We start from the raw sequence: 13,739 nt of genomic DNA, 5'->3' as shown, positions 1-13,739 counted from the left end.
GAGCACATCCTGCTCGCCCGTCAGGTTGGCGTTCCCGCGATCGTTGTCTTCCTCAACAAGGTCGACCAGGTTGACGATGCCGAGCTTCTCGAGCTCGTCGAACTGGAAGTGCGCGAACTCCTGTCGTCCTACGACTTCCCGGGCGACGACATTCCGATCATCAAGGGTTCGGCGCTTGCTGCTCTTGAAGATTCGGACAAGAAGATCGGCGAAGACGCGATCCGCGAGCTGATGGCAGCGGTTGACGCCTACATCCCGACGCCTGAGCGTCCGATCGACCAGCCGTTCCTGATGCCGATCGAAGACGTGTTCTCGATCTCGGGTCGTGGTACGGTCGTGACCGGCCGCGTCGAGCGTGGCATCGTCAAGGTTGGCGAAGAAGTCGAGATCGTCGGCATCCGCCCGACCTCGAAGACGACGGTGACCGGCGTTGAAATGTTCCGCAAGCTGCTCGACCAGGGCCAGGCCGGCGACAACATCGGCGCGCTGATCCGCGGTGTAAACCGTGACGGCGTCGAGCGTGGCCAGATCCTCTGCAAGCCGGGTTCGGTCAAGCCGCACAAGAAGTTCAAGGCCGAAGCCTACATCCTGACGAAGGAAGAAGGCGGCCGTCATACGCCGTTCTTCACCAACTACCGTCCGCAGTTCTACTTCCGCACGACGGACGTGACGGGCATCGTGACGCTTCCGGAAGGCACGGAAATGGTCATGCCTGGCGACAACGTCACCGTTGACGTCGAGCTGATCGTACCGATCGCGATGGAAGAAAAGCTGCGCTTCGCCATCCGCGAAGGCGGCCGCACCGTCGGCGCCGGCATCGTCGCTTCCATCATCGAGTAAGCGATGATGGGGCCGGTGCAGACCAGATCTGCGCCGGATGCATGAATTCTTTTAAGCAAGCGGCCGTTTAGCCGCTTGCTTATGACATAAAAATGTAGCAAATGGCGCGCGAGCGCGATTTGCCCCTGCTTCGCTATCGGGGCAGCAATCAAAATATAAGGTGGGTCGAAAGGCCCGGAGAGTGGAAAGGGATACCGGCTCGGTGTCCCCTTCGATCTTTGAAACCGGTGGTCCGCCTTAGGAAAAAGAACAAACCCGTGCCTTTCGTTCGGCACGTGGATAACAGACAACAAGGATAACGTCGAATGAACGGCCAAAATATCCGCATTCGCCTGAAGGCGTTCGATCACCGGATTCTCGATGCTTCCACGCGCGAGATCGTGTCGACGGCGAAGCGCACCGGTGCTAGCGTCCGGGGCCCCGTTCCGCTTCCGACCCGCATCGAGAAGTTTACGGTTAACCGGTCCCCCCACATCGACAAGAAGAGCCGCGAGCAGTTCGAGATGCGCACCCACAAGCGCCTTCTCGATATCGTTGACCCGACACCGCAGACGGTAGACGCGCTGATGAAGCTCGATCTCGCCGCTGGTGTCGATGTTGAGATCAAGCTCTGAGACTTCGGTTTCAGACTGAGTGAGAAGGATTGAACCGATGCGTTCGGGTGTAATTGCACAGAAGGTGGGAATGACCCGCGTCTACAACGACGCCGGCGAGCATATCCCGGTAACCGTATTGCGGCTGGAGAACTGCCAGGTCGTCGCACACCGCACCGTTGAGAAGAATGGCTACACCGCCGTTCAGCTCGGTGCCGGCACGGCCAAGGTAAAGAACACCTCCAAGGCGATGCGCGGCAACTTTGCCGTCGCAAATGTCGAGCCGAAGGCGAAGCTCGTCGAGTTTCGCGTTTCCGAAGACAACATGATCGATGTCGGCACTGAGCTGAAGGCCGATCATTTCACGGCCGGTCAGCTGGTGGACGTCACCGGTACCTCGATCGGTAAGGGTTTTGCCGGCGCCATGAAGCGTCACAACTTCGGTGGTCTGCGTGCCACGCACGGTGTGTCCGTTTCGCACCGTTCGCATGGTTCGACTGGTAACAACCAGGATCCGGGCAAGGTCTGGAAGGGCAAGCGCATGGCTGGTCATATGGGCCAGACGCGTGTCACCACCCAGAACCTCGAGATCGTCTCCACCGACGAGAACCGTGGCCTGATCCTCGTCAAGGGCGCCGTACCCGGCTCCAAGGGCGCTTGGATCGTCGTTCGCGACGCCGTCAAGTCGGCCGCGAAGTAAGGGAGCCAGCTACAATGGAATACAACGTCAAGACCCTCGAGGGAAAAGACGCCGGCAAGGTCTCCCTGTCGGACGAGATTTTCGGCCTCGATCCGCGCGAAGACATTCTGGCCCGCATGGTTCGTTGGCAGCTCGCCAAGAAGCAGCAGGGCAGCCACAAGACCAAGAGCCGTTCGGAAGTTTCCCGCACCGGTGCGAAGATGTACAAGCAGAAGGGTACGGGCCGCGCTCGTCACCATTCGGCCCGTGCTCCGCAGTTCCGTGGCGGTGGCCGTGCTCATGGTCCGGTCGTCCGCAGCCATGAGCATGATCTTCCGAAGAAGGTCCGCGCTCTCGCCCTGCGTCACGCCCTGTCCGCAAAGATGAAGTCGGAAGACCTCATCATTGTCGACAACCTGGTGGCCGCTGAAGCGAAGACCAAGGCTCTGGCCGGCTCCTTCGCCGAACTCGGTTTCACCAACGCGCTGTTCATCGGCGGCGCCGAGCTCGACAACAACTTCAAGCTCGCCGCTCAGAACATCCCGAACGTCGATGTTCTGCCGGTTCAGGGCATCAATGTTTACGATATCCTGCGCCGCGGCAAGCTCGTGCTTTCCAAGGCTGCGGTAGAAGCTCTGGAGGAGCGGTTCAAATGACGGATCTTCGCCACTATGATGTGATCGTCTCGCCGGCGATCACCGAAAAGTCGACGCTGGCATCCGAGCAGAACCAGGTCGTCTTCAACGTTGCCAAGACTGCTTCCAAGCCGGAGATCAAGGCTGCCGTAGAGGCGCTGTTCGGCGTGAAGGTCACGGCCGTCAACACGCTTGTCCGCAAGGGCAAGGTGAAGCGGTTCCGCGGCTTCATCGGCAAGCAGAAGGACGTAAAGAAGGCTGTCGTGACCCTGGCCGAAGGTCAGACGATCGACGTCTCCACCGGTCTCTGAGGTATAAGATAATGGCATTGAAAAGCTTCAACCCGACGACCCCGAGCCAGCGTCAGCTGGTCATCGTCGACCGGTCCGGCCTTTGGAAGGGCAAGCCTGTCAAGACGCTGACGGAAGGTCTCTCCAAGAGTGGCGGCCGTAACAACCTCGGTCGCATCACCGCCCGCTTCATCGGCGGCGGTCACAAGCGTACTTACCGCCTGGTCGACTTCAAGCGTCGCAAGTTCGACGTCGAAGGCACGGTCGAGCGTCTGGAATACGACCCGAACCGCACCGCGTTCATCGCGCTCGTCAAGTACGAGGACGGCGAATTGGCCTACATCCTCGCACCGCAGCGCCTTGCTGCGGGCGACAAGGTCATCGCATCCGACAAGGCTGTCGACGTAAAGCCGGGCAACACCATGCCGCTGCAGTACATCCCGGTCGGCTCGATCGTTCACAACGTCGAAATGAAGCCGGGCAAGGGCGGTCAGATCGCCCGTTCGGCAGGCACCTACGTGCAGCTCGTCGGCCGCGATGCCGGCATGGCGATCCTCCGCCTGAACTCGGGTGAACAGCGCCTGGTGCCGGGCTCGTGCCTTGCAACCGTCGGCGCCGTTTCCAACCCGGACCACGGCAACATCAACGACGGCAAGGCTGGTCGCACCGTCTGGCGCGGCAAGCGTCCGCATAACCGCGGCGTCGTCATGAACCCGGTCGACCACCCGCACGGCGGTGGTGAAGGCCGCACCTCCGGTGGCCGTCATCCGGTCACCCCGTGGGGCAAGCCGACCAAGGGCAAGCGCACTCGTTCGAACAAGTCCACCGACAAGTTCATTATGCGCTCCCGCCACGACCGTAAGAAGTAAGAGAAGGGAAGTCGTTCAATGGCTCGTTCAGTATGGAAAGGTCCGTTTGTTGACGGCTATCTTCTCAAGAAGGCTGAGAAGGTACGTGAAGGCGGACGCAGTGAAGTGATCAAGATGTGGAGCCGTCGCTCCACGATCTTGCCGCAGTTCGTTGGTTTGACGTTTGGCGTCTACAACGGCTCGAAGCACATTCCGGTCAGCGTCAACGAAGACATGGTCGGACACAAGTTCGGTGAATTCGCTCCCACCCGTACCTATTACGGTCACGGCGCGGACAAGAAGGCGAAGAGGAAGTAATCATGGCGAAGGCTAAGACCGAACGCCGGCTGAAGGACAATGAGGCGCAGGCAGTTGCCCGCACCCTCCGCGTCAGCCCACAGAAGCTGAACCTCGTTGCCGCCATGATCCGCGGCAAGAAGGTCGAACGCGCGCTTGCAGAACTTGAATTCTCGCGCAAGCGCATCGCCGGCACAGTGAAGAAGACTCTCGAGTCCGCAATCGCCAATGCCGAAAACAACCATGACCTCGACGTCGACTCGCTGATCGTTTCGGAAGCTTATGTCGGCAAGTCGATCGTGATGAAGCGTTTCCACGCTCGTGGCCGCGGCCGTGCATCTCGCATCGAGAAGCCGTTTGCGCACCTGACGATCGTCGTTCGCGAAGTCGAGGAAAAAGGGGAGGCCGCATAATGGGCCAGAAAATTAATCCGATCGGTTTTCGCCTCGGCATCAACCGTACCTGGGACAGCCGCTGGTTCGCGGACAATGCCGAATACGGCCAGCTCCTCCATGAGGATCTGAAGATCCGCGCCTACCTGATGCAGGAGCTGAAGCAGGCCGGTATCGCCAAGGTGGTCATCGAGCGTCCGCACAAGAAGTGCCGCGTTACGATCCACTCGGCTCGCCCGGGTCTGATCATCGGCAAGAAGGGTGCGGACATCGAGAAGCTTCGCAAGAAGATCGCCACGATGACCAATTCGGAAACGCACCTCAACATCGTCGAAGTGCGCAAGCCGGAAATCGACTCGACGCTCGTCGCCCAGTCGATCGCTCAGCAGCTCGAGCGCCGCGTGGCTTTCCGCCGTGCGATGAAGCGTGCTGTTCAGTCCGCCATGCGTCTTGGCGCCGAAGGCATCAAGATCACCTGCGCCGGCCGTCTCGGCGGTGCCGAAATCGCCCGTACGGAATGGTACCGCGAAGGTCGCGTTCCGCTTCACACGCTGCGCGCTGACATCGATTACGGTACGGCTGAAGCCGAAACCGCATTCGGCATCTGCGGCATCAAGGTCTGGATCTTCAAGGGCGAGATCCTTGAGCACGATCCGATGGCTTCCGAACGTCGCGCGCTGGAAGGCGACGCGCAGGGTCCGGCAAGCCGTGAACGTGACCGTGGCGATCGTGGTGATCGTCGCCGCGAACGCGAAAACGCTTGATCAACGCTGGCGAAAGATAAGCTCGGAGAAGTAAGAAAATGTTGCAGCCAAAGCGTACCAAGTACCGCAAGCAGTTCAAGGGTCGCATCAAGGGTGTGGCCAAGGGCGGCTTCGATCTGGCCTTCGGCGAATTCGGCCTGAAGTCCCAGGAACCCAACCGCGTCAATGCCCGCGAGATCGAGGCGGCCCGCCGCGCGATCACGCGTGCCATGAAGCGCGCCGGCCGTGTGTGGATCCGCGTATTCCCGGACGTTCCGGTGACCGCGAAGCCGACCGAAGTGCGTATGGGTAAGGGCAAGGGCTCTGTCGAATACTGGGCCTGCAAGGTCAAGCCCGGCCGCATGATGTTCGAGATCGATGGTGTTTCGGAGGAGCTCGCCCGCGAGGCGCTTCGTCTCGGCGCCGCCAAGCTCTCGGTCAAGACGCGCTTCGTACAGCGCATCGCAGAGTAAGGAGAAGGCACGATGAAAGCCGAAGACGTACGCGGCCTCACGGCCGATCAGCTCAAGGACAAGCTCGCCGACCTCAAGAAGGAGCAGTTCAACCTGCGCTTCCAGAAGGCCACCGGTCAGTTGGAAAAGTCCTCGCGCATCAACGAAGTCCGCAAGGATATCGCCCGCGTGAAAACCATTGCCCGCCAGAAGGCGGCAGAAGCCAAGGCTTAAGGAAGAATAATATGCCGAAACGCATTCTGCAGGGCGTAGTCGTTTCCGACAAGAACGAGAAGACCGTTGTTGTCCGGGTAGAGCGCCGATTCGCGCATCCGCTGCTTCAAAAGACGGTCCGCCGTTCCAAGAAGTACAAGGCGCATGACGAGAACAATCAGTACAAGGTTGGTGACGTTGTTTCCATCGAGGAATGCGCGCCGATCTCCAAGGATAAGCGCTGGACGGTGGTTGCCGCCCAGGCTTAATTTTACAGAGATTTCGGCCAGGCCCTTGCGTCTGGCTGAAATATCTGTATGAAGCAGCGCATTGGCGCAGGACGCTCGGTAACGGGCGTTCTTTTGCTTTGAGCGCAGGGAAGGTCCCTTTCAGGGAAACCACCTTGGCAAGACCCATCCCGCGCACATCGAAATTCTGTCCAAAGCCGGCTCCGTACGTTTTCAGCGTTCGGTAGCGCCGGTCATTAGAAAAAGGCGACCTGACATGATTCAGATGCAAACAAACCTCGACGTGGCGGACAATTCCGGCGCACGTCGTGTCATGTGCATCAAGGTGCTGGGCGGCTCGAAGCGTAAGTATGCTTCCATCGGCGACGTCATCGTCGTTTCGATCAAGGAAGCCATCCCGCGCGGCCGCGTCAAGAAGGGTGATGTGATGAAGGCGGTTGTTGTGCGTACCGCCAAGGACATCCGTCGTCCGGACGGCAGCGTCATCCGCTTCGACAACAACGCAGCGGTCCTCATCGACAACAAGAAAGAGCCGATCGGCACCCGTATCTTCGGACCGGTTCCGCGCGAACTTCGCGCCAAGAACCACATGAAGATCATCTCGCTGGCTCCGGAAGTACTGTAAGGGAGCGCGAGACATGCAGAAGATTAAGAAGGGCGACAACGTCGTCGTATTGACCGGCAAGGACAAGGGCCGCACTGGCGAAGTGCTTCAGGTTCTGCCGAAGGAAGACCGCGCCGTCGTGCGTGGCATCAACATGGTGAAGCGCCACCAGCGTCAGTCTCAGACGCAGGAAGCTGGCATCATCAACAAGGAAGCTTCCATTCACCTGTCGAACATCGCGATCGCCGCGAAAGACGGCAAGCCGACCCGTGTTGGCTTCTCCGTTGTCGACGGCAAGAAGGTGCGTGTGGCCAAGCGTACGGGAGATGTGATCGATGGCTGAGGCAAAATATGAGCCGCGGCTCAAGAAGGAATATGTTTCCCGCATCCGCGGCGCGCTGAAGGAGCAGTTCTCCTACGCAAACGAGATGATGATCCCGAAGCTGGACAAGATCGTGATCAACATGGGCGTTGGCGAAGCGACGGCTGACTCGAAGAAGCCAACCGTTGCTGCTGCAGACCTCGCAGCGATCGCCGGTCAGAAGCCGGTCATCACGCGCGCTCGCAACTCGATCGCAGGCTTCAAGGTCCGCGAACAGATGCCGATCGGCGCGAAGGTCACTTTGCGCGGCGCCCGCATGTATGAATTCCTGGATCGCCTGGTCAACATCGCGCTTCCGCGCGTTCGCGACTTCCGCGGCCTGAATCCAAAAAGCTTTGACGGCCGTGGCAACTTCGCCATGGGCATCAAGGAACACATTGTGTTCCCTGAGATCAACTACGACAAGGTTGATCAGATGTGGGGCATGGACATCATCGTTTGCACGACGGCGACCAACGACGACGAAGCGCGGGCTCTTCTGAAAGAGTTCAACTTCCCGTTCCGTCAGTAACCGTAACGACGAGCGTTAAAAAGGAACTCCCGATATGGCGAAAACCAGCGCAGTTGAAAAGAACAAGCGCCGCCGCAAGACCGTCGCTCAGCACGCTGCCAAGCGCGCTGTTCTGAAGGCGACCATCATGAACCAGGACCTTCCGATCGAAGAGCGGTTCAAAGCAACTATCAAGCTCGCTTCGCTGCCGCGCGATGGCTCGAAGACGCGTATCCGCAACCGTTGCGAAGTCACCGGTCGCCCGCGCGCTTTCTATCGCAAGCTCAAGATGTCGCGTATCGCGCTTCGTGAGCTTGGCAACCTCGGCAAAGTGCCGGGCATCGTCAAGTCGAGCTGGTAAGGAGATCGTTAGATGACCATGACTGATCCCTTGGGCGATATGCTCACCCGTATCCGCAATGGTGCCGCTCGCCGCAAGTCGACCGTAAGCACGCCGGCTTCCAAGCTGCGCGCTCGCGTCCTCGACGTTCTGCAGGCGGAAGGCTACATCCGCGGTTATTCGGAAATCGATTACGGTAACGGCAAGTCCGAAATCGAAATCGAACTCAAGTACTACGAAGGTGCGTCGGTGATCCGTGAGATCGGGCGCGTCTCCAAGCCGGGCCGCCGGGTCTATGTCTCGGTAAAGTCCATTCCGCAGGTCGCGAACGGCCTCGGCATCACCATCCTTTCGACCCCGAAGGGCGTGATGGCCGATCACCAGGCTCGCGAACAGAACGTTGGTGGCGAGGTTCTCTGCTCGGTCTTCTAAGACTTGAGCAGGGGAACTCCATAACGAACAGACAGGATTGAAACATGTCTCGTATCGGTAAAAAGCCCGTTCAGGTTCCTGCAGGGATCACGGCCACTGTTGATGGCCAGAAAGTGACTGCCAAGGGCCCGAAGGGCGAGCTGTTCTTCGTCGCAAACGACGAGATCAAGCTGGCACTCGAAGACAATGCCGTTTCGGTGACCCCGGTCAACGATTCGAAGGATGCTCGTTCCAAGTGGGGCATGTCCCGCACGATGATCGAAAACATCTTCAAAGGCGTGAAGGACGGTTTTGAGCGCAAGCTCGAGATCAACGGCGTTGGTTACCGCGCGTCCATGCAGGGCAAGAACCTGCAGCTGGCGCTCGGTTTCTCCCACGACGTGGTCTATGAACCGCCGCAGGGCATCACCATTGCCGTTCCGAAGCCGACGGAAATCGTCGTGACCGGCATCGATAAGCAGCAGGTCGGTCAGGTTGCCGCGGAAATCCGCGAATACCGCGGTCCGGAGCCCTACAAGGGCAAAGGCGTCAAGTACGCCGAGGAACGGATCGTCCGCAAGGAAGGCAAGAAGAAGTAAGGATCACGCGAAATGGCTAGCAGGAAACAAGCACTTGCAAAGCGCGCGAGCCGCGTGCGCCGCCAGATCAAGGCGGTTGCCAACGGCCGTCCGCGCCTGTCGGTTCATCGCTCGTCGAAGAACATATATGTCCAGGTCATCGATGACGTGGCCGGCCGCACTCTTGCTGCCGCTTCCACGCTCGACGCTGATCTGCGCTCGGCGCTGAAGACCGGCGCTGACGTCGCGGCTGCTGCCGCCGTCGGCAAGCTGGTAGCCGAACGTGCCGCCAAGGCCGGTGTCAAGGAAGTCGTGTTCGATCGCGGCGCCTTCATCTATCACGGCCGCATCAAGGCGCTCGCCGAAGCTGCCCGCGAAGGCGGTCTGAGCTTCTAAGAATTTTCGCCCGGTTTCCTTCAAAGAGGGGAGGCCGGGCGAAACGCGGTTCTGCCGCAATCATCAGTCGTTCCATCCTAGTCCTTCACGGACAGGGGATGGTTGGCTCCCGGAAATTGCCCGTTGCACCCGGAAAAGAAAAAGGAAAAGGACAATGGCACAAGAAAGAAGAGGCCAGCGCGAAGATCGCCAGAGCCGCGAAGAGCGCGATAGCGAATTCGTCGACAAGCTGGTCGCGATCAACCGCGTCGCCAAGGTCGTCAAGGGCGGCCGTCGTTTTGGTTTCGCAGCCCTCGTCGTCGTTGGCGACCAGAAGGGCCGCGTTGGCTTTGGCCATGGCAAGGCACGCGAAGTGCCGGAAGCCATCCGCAAGGCAACTGAAGCTGCCAAGCGCGAACTGATCTTCGTACCGCTGCGCGATGGCCGTACGCTGCATCACGACGTCAACGGCCGTCACGGCGCCGGCAAGGTTCTGCTGCGCTCCGCTAAGGCCGGTACCGGCATCATCGCCGGCGGCCCGATGCGCGCCGTTTTCGAAACCCTTGGCATGCACGATGTTGTCGCCAAGTCGACCGGTTCGTCGAACCCTTATAACATGGTTCGCGCCACGTTCGACGCCCTGAAGCATCAGGTGCATCCGAAGGACGTTGCAGCTCAGCGTGGTCTCAAATACGCCACGCTGCAGGCTCGCCGCGCCGCTTCCGGCAACGCGTCTGAAGAATAAGAGGAGTCTGATCCATGGCCAAGGCTACGAAGAAGACTGAAGCAAAGACGATCACGGTCGAACAGATCGGCTCGCCTATTCGCCGTCCGGCTGTCCAGCGCGCAACGCTGGTTGGTTTGGGCCTCAACAAGATGCACCGGGTCCGCACCCTGGAAGACACTCCTTCCGTTCGTGGCATGATCCGGGCTGTCCAGCATCTCGTTCGCGTTGTCGACGAGAAGTGAGACGGAGGAATTGACCATGAAACTGAATGAGATCAAGGACAACGAAGGCGCCACCAAGGATCGTATCCGCGTCGGTCGCGGTATCGGTTCCGGCAAGGGCAAGACCGGTGGTCGGGGCGTGAAGGGTCAGAAGGCCCGTTCCGGCGTTGCGATCAACGGCTTCGAAGGCGGCCAGATGCCGATCTATCGCCGCCTGCCGAAGCGCGGCTTCAACAACATCTTCGCCTCTGACTACGTCGTCGTTTCGCTCGGCCGTATCCAGACCGCGATCGATGCTAAGAAGCTCGACCCGAAGGCCACGATCGACGCGGCTGCCCTCAAGGCTGCCGGTGTCATCCGTCGCCCGAAGGACGGCGTGCGCATCCTGTCCGACGGCGAACTTAAGGCTAAGGTATCGATCGAAGTTGCCGGCGCTTCCAAAGCTGCCGTCGAAAAGATCGAAAAGGCCGGCGGTTCGGTGAAGCTTCTCGCTGTAGCTGAAGCTGCGGCGGAATAAATCGTTTGAAAGTCGCCCGGTTTGAGCTTCACACCGGGCGATTTTATCTCCATATGTGAGCCTCACGATCCCGAAGCGATCCTGTTGGTCGCCTGACCGGGATCATACGGAAAACAGGGTGAGGCATCCGATTGCGTCCGCAATCTCCGCGCCCGGTTTTTTTGAACCAGAATTTTTAGACTGCTTTCCGGGTACGGCATTTCCCCCGCCGCCGGAGATTTGGTCGGGCGGAGAATTGCATGGCTTCTGCAGCGGAACAACTTGCCTCCAATCTGAATTTTTCCACCTTCGCCAAGGCGGAGGACCTCAAAAAGCGGCTGTGGTTTACCCTTGCAGCATTGCTGGTTTATCGCCTCGGCACGCATATCCCGCTTCCGGGCCTGAACCCCGAAGCCTACGCTCAGGCTTTCCGCGGCCAGGCTGGCGGCATTCTCGGCCTCTTCAACATGTTTGCCGGCGGCGCCGTCGAGCGCATGGCGATCTTCGCCCTCGGCATCATGCCGTATATTTCCGCGTCGATCATCGTGCAGCTGATGACCTCGGTCGTGCCTTCGCTTGAGAACCTCAAGAAGGAAGGCGAGGCAGGCCGCAAGATCATCAACCAGTACACCCGTTACGGCACCGTCCTGCTCGGCACCTTGCAGGCCTATGGTATCGCCGTCGGCCTCGAGAGCGGGCAGGGGATCGTCGCGGATCCAGGCTGGTTCTTCCGCATTTCCACCGTTGTGACGCTCCTTGGCGGAACCATGTTCCTGATGTGGCTCGGCGAGCAGATCACCTCGCGCGGCATCGGCAACGGCATTTCGCTGATCATCTTCGCTGGCATTGCCGCAGGTCTTCCGACCGCACTGGCCGGCACACTGGAACTCGGCCGCACCGGCGCCCTTCCGACGGCGCTGATTCTCACTGTCATCGTGGTGGCCATCGGGGTCATCGCCCTGATCGTGTTTGTCGAGCGCGCCCAGCGCCGCCTTCTGATCCAGTATCCGAAGCGCCAGGTCGGCAACCGCATGTTCCAGGGCGATACGTCGCACCTGCCGTTGAAGCTCAATACCTCGGGCGTCATCCCGGCGATCTTTGCCTCGTCGCTGCTGCTTCTGCCGGCGACGGCGGCAGGCTTTGCAGGCAACAGCCAGCTCCCGAACTGGGCGACCATGATCATTTCTGCGCTCGGTCACGGCCAGCCGCTGTTCATGCTCTTCTACGGCATGCTGATCGCCTTCTTCGCCTTCTTCTATACCGCGATCGTCTTCAATCCGAAGGATACGGCGGACAATCTGAAGAAGCATGGCGGCTTCATTCCCGGCATCCGTCCGGGCGAGCGCACAGCCGAATACATCGATTACGTGCTGACCCGCATCACGGTGGTCGGCGCGATTTACCTCGTCTTCGTCTGCATCCTGCCGGAGTTCCTGGTTGCCCGCACGGGCGTGCCATTAGCCCTTGGTGGTACTTCGCTTTTGATCGTTGTCAGTGTAACCCTCGATACGGTTGCACAGATTCAGGGACATCTCATTGCGCAGCAGTATGAGGGTCTGATCAAGAAGTCGAAACTGCGCGGAGGAAAGAGGGGACGATGAGATTGATTCTTTTGGGGCCGCCGGGCGCGGGTAAGGGAACCCAGGCCCAGCGGATCGTGGAGAAGCACGGCATACCGCAGCTCTCCACGGGGGACATGCTTCGGGCCGCGGTGGCCGCCGAGACGGAAGTCGGCAAGCGCGCCAAGGCGGTTATGGACGCAGGCAACCTCGTCTCCGACGACATCGTCAACGCGATCGTCTCCGAGCGAATCGACCAGGCGGATGCCGCCAACGGCTTTATCCTCGACGGTTTCCCCCGCACGCTCGTCCAGGCCGATGCGACCGAGGAAATGTTGCGGTCGAAGGGCCTCGATCTTTCCGTGGTCATCGAGCTGCGTGTGGACGACAAAGAGCTCGTTCGCCGCGTCTCGGGCCGGTATTCCTGCGCCCAGTGCGGTACGGTCTATCACGATACGGACAAGAAGCCGGCAAGCGAGGGCGTCTGCGACAAGTGCGGCTCGACGCATTTCAAGCGCCGGCCGGACGACAATGCCGAGACCATGACCAAGCGTCTCGAGGTCTATTACAAGGAGACCTCGCCGCTGATCGGTTATTACCACGCCAAGGGCAAGCTCAAGGTTGTGGATGGCATGGCCGAGATCGACGAGGTCACGGCTGATATCGAGGCAATCCTGGCGGCTCTCTAGGAGGCCGTCATCGATCTGTTAAAGAATCTTGGGCGGAGCGGTTGCATTTCGGCGCTGATTCCGCTAAACACCGCGCCAACTCGCGACAGCTATTGAGCGATCGGCGCGGATTTCCCGCAAGGACATCCGGGACCGGTCGTTTTGACCTGTTCCGTATGGCGTTTGAACTGGCGGCCGCTGAGTGGCTGCTCTCATAGAAGAAGTACCACTTGCCGGATGGCAACTGGAACCAAGGAGAATAGGCGTGGCACGTATCGCTGGCGTCAACATCCCGACTGCGAAGCGCGTCGTTATCGCGCTGACCTACATTCACGGGATCGGCACGAAATTTGCGCAGGAAATCGTGGAAAAGGTCGGTATTCCGGCTGAGAAGCGCGTCCATCAGCTGACGGACTCGGAAGTCCTCCAGATCCGCGAAACCATCGACCGCGACTATCAGGTCGAAGGTGACCTTCGTCGCGAAACCTCGATGAACATCAAGCGCTTGATGGACCTCGGCTGCTACCGCGGCCTGCGTCATCGCCGCGGCCTTCCGGTTCGCGGTCAGCGCACGCACACCAACGCCCGTACCCGCAAGGGTCCGGCTAAGGCGATTGCTGGCAAGAAGAAGTAATTTTGGGTGATCGGTCTTGGTGGG

General features: G+C 59.8%; 25 protein-coding genes. All 25 read left to right on the top strand.

The features are described 5' to 3' along the window. A partial coding sequence (locus EDE05_RS23590) for an elongation factor Tu (RefSeq protein WP_134102988.1) occupies window positions 1-840 on the top strand: 840 nt, incomplete at its 5' end. A gap of 305 nt (window positions 841-1,145) precedes the next feature. Continuing rightward, entirely contained in the window at window positions 1,146-1,454 is a 309-nt protein-coding gene (rpsJ, locus tag EDE05_RS23585) for a 30S ribosomal protein S10 (RefSeq protein WP_003547547.1), read from the top strand. Window positions 1,455-1,491: 37 nt separating this feature from the next. Then, a complete protein-coding gene (rplC, locus tag EDE05_RS23580) occupies window positions 1,492-2,133 on the top strand; it encodes a 50S ribosomal protein L3 (protein WP_105374400.1) in 642 nt (213 codons plus the stop codon). A 14-nt stretch (window positions 2,134-2,147) separates the two neighbouring features. Next, window positions 2,148-2,768, top strand: a complete 621-nt coding sequence (gene rplD, locus EDE05_RS23575; RefSeq protein ID WP_105374401.1) for a 50S ribosomal protein L4 — start codon at window positions 2,148-2,150, stop codon at window positions 2,766-2,768. Next, the gene (locus EDE05_RS23570) at window positions 2,765-3,058 is read left to right on the top strand and encodes a 50S ribosomal protein L23 (RefSeq protein ID WP_037151093.1); all 294 of its coding nucleotides are present in this window, start codon (window positions 2,765-2,767) and stop codon (window positions 3,056-3,058) included. Before rplD ends, EDE05_RS23570 begins: the two co-directional genes overlap by 4 nt. A gap of 11 nt (window positions 3,059-3,069) precedes the next feature. After that, the gene (gene rplB / locus EDE05_RS23565; protein ID WP_105374402.1) at window positions 3,070-3,906 is read left to right on the top strand and encodes a 50S ribosomal protein L2; all 837 of its coding nucleotides are present in this window, start codon (window positions 3,070-3,072) and stop codon (window positions 3,904-3,906) included. Between the two features lie 18 nt (window positions 3,907-3,924). Further along, window positions 3,925-4,203, top strand: a complete 279-nt coding sequence (rpsS, locus tag EDE05_RS23560) for a 30S ribosomal protein S19 (RefSeq protein WP_029620128.1) — start codon at window positions 3,925-3,927, stop codon at window positions 4,201-4,203. Between the two features lie 2 nt (window positions 4,204-4,205). Next, window positions 4,206-4,595, top strand: a complete 390-nt coding sequence (gene rplV / locus EDE05_RS23555; RefSeq protein ID WP_093000487.1) for a 50S ribosomal protein L22 — start codon at window positions 4,206-4,208, stop codon at window positions 4,593-4,595. Next, a complete protein-coding gene (gene rpsC / locus EDE05_RS23550) occupies window positions 4,595-5,338 on the top strand; it encodes a 30S ribosomal protein S3 (RefSeq protein ID WP_105374403.1) in 744 nt (247 codons plus the stop codon). Before rplV ends, rpsC begins: the two co-directional genes overlap by 1 nt. Before the next feature lie 38 nt (window positions 5,339-5,376). Beyond that, on the top strand, window positions 5,377-5,790 hold the full coding sequence (gene rplP, locus EDE05_RS23545; protein WP_105374404.1) for a 50S ribosomal protein L16: 414 nt from the start codon (window positions 5,377-5,379) through the stop codon (window positions 5,788-5,790). A 12-nt stretch (window positions 5,791-5,802) separates the two neighbouring features. After that, window positions 5,803-6,003 (top strand): 50S ribosomal protein L29, encoded by a 201-nt coding sequence (gene rpmC, locus EDE05_RS23540; protein WP_037151107.1) that lies wholly within the window; start codon window positions 5,803-5,805, stop codon window positions 6,001-6,003. 11 nt (window positions 6,004-6,014) lie between these two features. Then, window positions 6,015-6,251 (top strand): 30S ribosomal protein S17, encoded by a 237-nt coding sequence (gene rpsQ, locus EDE05_RS23535; RefSeq protein ID WP_071008864.1) that lies wholly within the window; start codon window positions 6,015-6,017, stop codon window positions 6,249-6,251. Window positions 6,252-6,486: 235 nt separating this feature from the next. Then, window positions 6,487-6,855, top strand: coding sequence for a 50S ribosomal protein L14 (gene rplN / locus EDE05_RS23530; protein WP_105374405.1), 369 nt, complete (start codon window positions 6,487-6,489; stop codon window positions 6,853-6,855). Between the two features lie 13 nt (window positions 6,856-6,868). Beyond that, a complete protein-coding gene (gene rplX / locus EDE05_RS23525) occupies window positions 6,869-7,177 on the top strand; it encodes a 50S ribosomal protein L24 (RefSeq protein ID WP_105374406.1) in 309 nt (102 codons plus the stop codon). Further along, the gene (gene rplE, locus EDE05_RS23520) at window positions 7,170-7,727 is read left to right on the top strand and encodes a 50S ribosomal protein L5 (RefSeq protein ID WP_105374407.1); all 558 of its coding nucleotides are present in this window, start codon (window positions 7,170-7,172) and stop codon (window positions 7,725-7,727) included. The genes rplX and rplE overlap by 8 nt, the downstream gene beginning before the upstream one ends. Window positions 7,728-7,761: 34 nt before the next feature. Further along, window positions 7,762-8,067: a 30S ribosomal protein S14 gene (gene rpsN, locus EDE05_RS23515; RefSeq protein ID WP_105374408.1), complete on the top strand. Its 306-nt coding sequence runs from the start codon at window positions 7,762-7,764 to the stop codon at window positions 8,065-8,067. Between the two features lie 12 nt (window positions 8,068-8,079). Then, window positions 8,080-8,478, top strand: coding sequence for a 30S ribosomal protein S8 (gene rpsH, locus EDE05_RS23510; RefSeq protein ID WP_105374409.1), 399 nt, complete (start codon window positions 8,080-8,082; stop codon window positions 8,476-8,478). A 44-nt stretch (window positions 8,479-8,522) separates the two neighbouring features. Beyond that, on the top strand, window positions 8,523-9,056 hold the full coding sequence (gene rplF / locus EDE05_RS23505) for a 50S ribosomal protein L6 (RefSeq protein WP_134102985.1): 534 nt from the start codon (window positions 8,523-8,525) through the stop codon (window positions 9,054-9,056). Between the two features lie 12 nt (window positions 9,057-9,068). Then, window positions 9,069-9,431: a 50S ribosomal protein L18 gene (gene rplR / locus EDE05_RS23500; protein WP_105374411.1), complete on the top strand. Its 363-nt coding sequence runs from the start codon at window positions 9,069-9,071 to the stop codon at window positions 9,429-9,431. Between the two features lie 154 nt (window positions 9,432-9,585). Further along, window positions 9,586-10,155 carry a 30S ribosomal protein S5 gene (gene rpsE, locus EDE05_RS23495; RefSeq protein WP_105374412.1) on the top strand — a complete coding sequence of 190 codons (570 nt, stop codon included), beginning with the start codon at window positions 9,586-9,588 and terminating at the stop codon, window positions 10,153-10,155. A 14-nt stretch (window positions 10,156-10,169) separates the two neighbouring features. Then, window positions 10,170-10,379 carry a 50S ribosomal protein L30 gene (rpmD, locus tag EDE05_RS23490; RefSeq protein ID WP_006728669.1) on the top strand — a complete coding sequence of 70 codons (210 nt, stop codon included), beginning with the start codon at window positions 10,170-10,172 and terminating at the stop codon, window positions 10,377-10,379. 16 nt (window positions 10,380-10,395) lie between these two features. Further along, complete coding sequence (gene rplO / locus EDE05_RS23485) at window positions 10,396-10,875, top strand: 50S ribosomal protein L15 (RefSeq protein WP_105374413.1); 480 nt, start codon at window positions 10,396-10,398, stop codon at window positions 10,873-10,875. Window positions 10,876-11,114: 239 nt separating this feature from the next. Beyond that, window positions 11,115-12,455, top strand: a complete 1,341-nt coding sequence (secY, locus tag EDE05_RS23480) for a preprotein translocase subunit SecY (protein WP_105374414.1) — start codon at window positions 11,115-11,117, stop codon at window positions 12,453-12,455. Then, a complete protein-coding gene (locus EDE05_RS23475; RefSeq protein ID WP_105374415.1) occupies window positions 12,452-13,102 on the top strand; it encodes an adenylate kinase in 651 nt (216 codons plus the stop codon). Before secY ends, EDE05_RS23475 begins: the two co-directional genes overlap by 4 nt. Window positions 13,103-13,346: 244 nt before the next feature. Then, window positions 13,347-13,715: a 30S ribosomal protein S13 gene (gene rpsM / locus EDE05_RS23470; RefSeq protein ID WP_105374416.1), complete on the top strand. Its 369-nt coding sequence runs from the start codon at window positions 13,347-13,349 to the stop codon at window positions 13,713-13,715. Window positions 13,716-13,739 lie beyond the last annotated feature (24 nt).

The sequence above is a fragment of the Neorhizobium sp. R1-B genome, assembly GCF_004368875.1.
GTDB classification, from domain to species: domain Bacteria; phylum Pseudomonadota; class Alphaproteobacteria; order Rhizobiales; family Rhizobiaceae; genus Neorhizobium; species Neorhizobium huautlense.
This window is presented reverse-complemented; position numbering and strand designations above follow the sequence as displayed.

What these genes read in the sequence shown, in the direction of transcription:
- rpsJ (WP_003547547.1), top strand. Translation starts at nt 1,146, where the DNA reads ATGAACGGCCAAAATATCCGCATTCGCCTGAAGGCGTTCGATCACCGG.
- rplC (WP_105374400.1), top strand. Translation starts at nt 1,492, where the DNA reads ATGCGTTCGGGTGTAATTGCACAGAAGGTGGGAATGACCCGCGTCTAC.
- rplD (WP_105374401.1), top strand. Translation starts at nt 2,148, where the DNA reads ATGGAATACAACGTCAAGACCCTCGAGGGAAAAGACGCCGGCAAGGTC.
- EDE05_RS23570 (WP_037151093.1), top strand. Translation starts at nt 2,765, where the DNA reads ATGACGGATCTTCGCCACTATGATGTGATCGTCTCGCCGGCGATCACC.
- rplB (WP_105374402.1), top strand. Translation starts at nt 3,070, where the DNA reads ATGGCATTGAAAAGCTTCAACCCGACGACCCCGAGCCAGCGTCAGCTG.
- rpsS (WP_029620128.1), top strand. Translation starts at nt 3,925, where the DNA reads ATGGCTCGTTCAGTATGGAAAGGTCCGTTTGTTGACGGCTATCTTCTC.
- rplV (WP_093000487.1), top strand. Translation starts at nt 4,206, where the DNA reads ATGGCGAAGGCTAAGACCGAACGCCGGCTGAAGGACAATGAGGCGCAG.
- rpsC (WP_105374403.1), top strand. Translation starts at nt 4,595, where the DNA reads ATGGGCCAGAAAATTAATCCGATCGGTTTTCGCCTCGGCATCAACCGT.
- rplP (WP_105374404.1), top strand. Translation starts at nt 5,377, where the DNA reads ATGTTGCAGCCAAAGCGTACCAAGTACCGCAAGCAGTTCAAGGGTCGC.
- rpmC (WP_037151107.1), top strand. Translation starts at nt 5,803, where the DNA reads ATGAAAGCCGAAGACGTACGCGGCCTCACGGCCGATCAGCTCAAGGAC.
- rpsQ (WP_071008864.1), top strand. Translation starts at nt 6,015, where the DNA reads ATGCCGAAACGCATTCTGCAGGGCGTAGTCGTTTCCGACAAGAACGAG.
- rplN (WP_105374405.1), top strand. Translation starts at nt 6,487, where the DNA reads ATGATTCAGATGCAAACAAACCTCGACGTGGCGGACAATTCCGGCGCA.
- rplX (WP_105374406.1), top strand. Translation starts at nt 6,869, where the DNA reads ATGCAGAAGATTAAGAAGGGCGACAACGTCGTCGTATTGACCGGCAAG.
- rplE (WP_105374407.1), top strand. Translation starts at nt 7,170, where the DNA reads ATGGCTGAGGCAAAATATGAGCCGCGGCTCAAGAAGGAATATGTTTCC.
- rpsN (WP_105374408.1), top strand. Translation starts at nt 7,762, where the DNA reads ATGGCGAAAACCAGCGCAGTTGAAAAGAACAAGCGCCGCCGCAAGACC.
- rpsH (WP_105374409.1), top strand. Translation starts at nt 8,080, where the DNA reads ATGACCATGACTGATCCCTTGGGCGATATGCTCACCCGTATCCGCAAT.
- rplF (WP_134102985.1), top strand. Translation starts at nt 8,523, where the DNA reads ATGTCTCGTATCGGTAAAAAGCCCGTTCAGGTTCCTGCAGGGATCACG.
- rplR (WP_105374411.1), top strand. Translation starts at nt 9,069, where the DNA reads ATGGCTAGCAGGAAACAAGCACTTGCAAAGCGCGCGAGCCGCGTGCGC.
- rpsE (WP_105374412.1), top strand. Translation starts at nt 9,586, where the DNA reads ATGGCACAAGAAAGAAGAGGCCAGCGCGAAGATCGCCAGAGCCGCGAA.
- rpmD (WP_006728669.1), top strand. Translation starts at nt 10,170, where the DNA reads ATGGCCAAGGCTACGAAGAAGACTGAAGCAAAGACGATCACGGTCGAA.
- rplO (WP_105374413.1), top strand. Translation starts at nt 10,396, where the DNA reads ATGAAACTGAATGAGATCAAGGACAACGAAGGCGCCACCAAGGATCGT.
- secY (WP_105374414.1), top strand. Translation starts at nt 11,115, where the DNA reads ATGGCTTCTGCAGCGGAACAACTTGCCTCCAATCTGAATTTTTCCACC.
- EDE05_RS23475 (WP_105374415.1), top strand. Translation starts at nt 12,452, where the DNA reads ATGAGATTGATTCTTTTGGGGCCGCCGGGCGCGGGTAAGGGAACCCAG.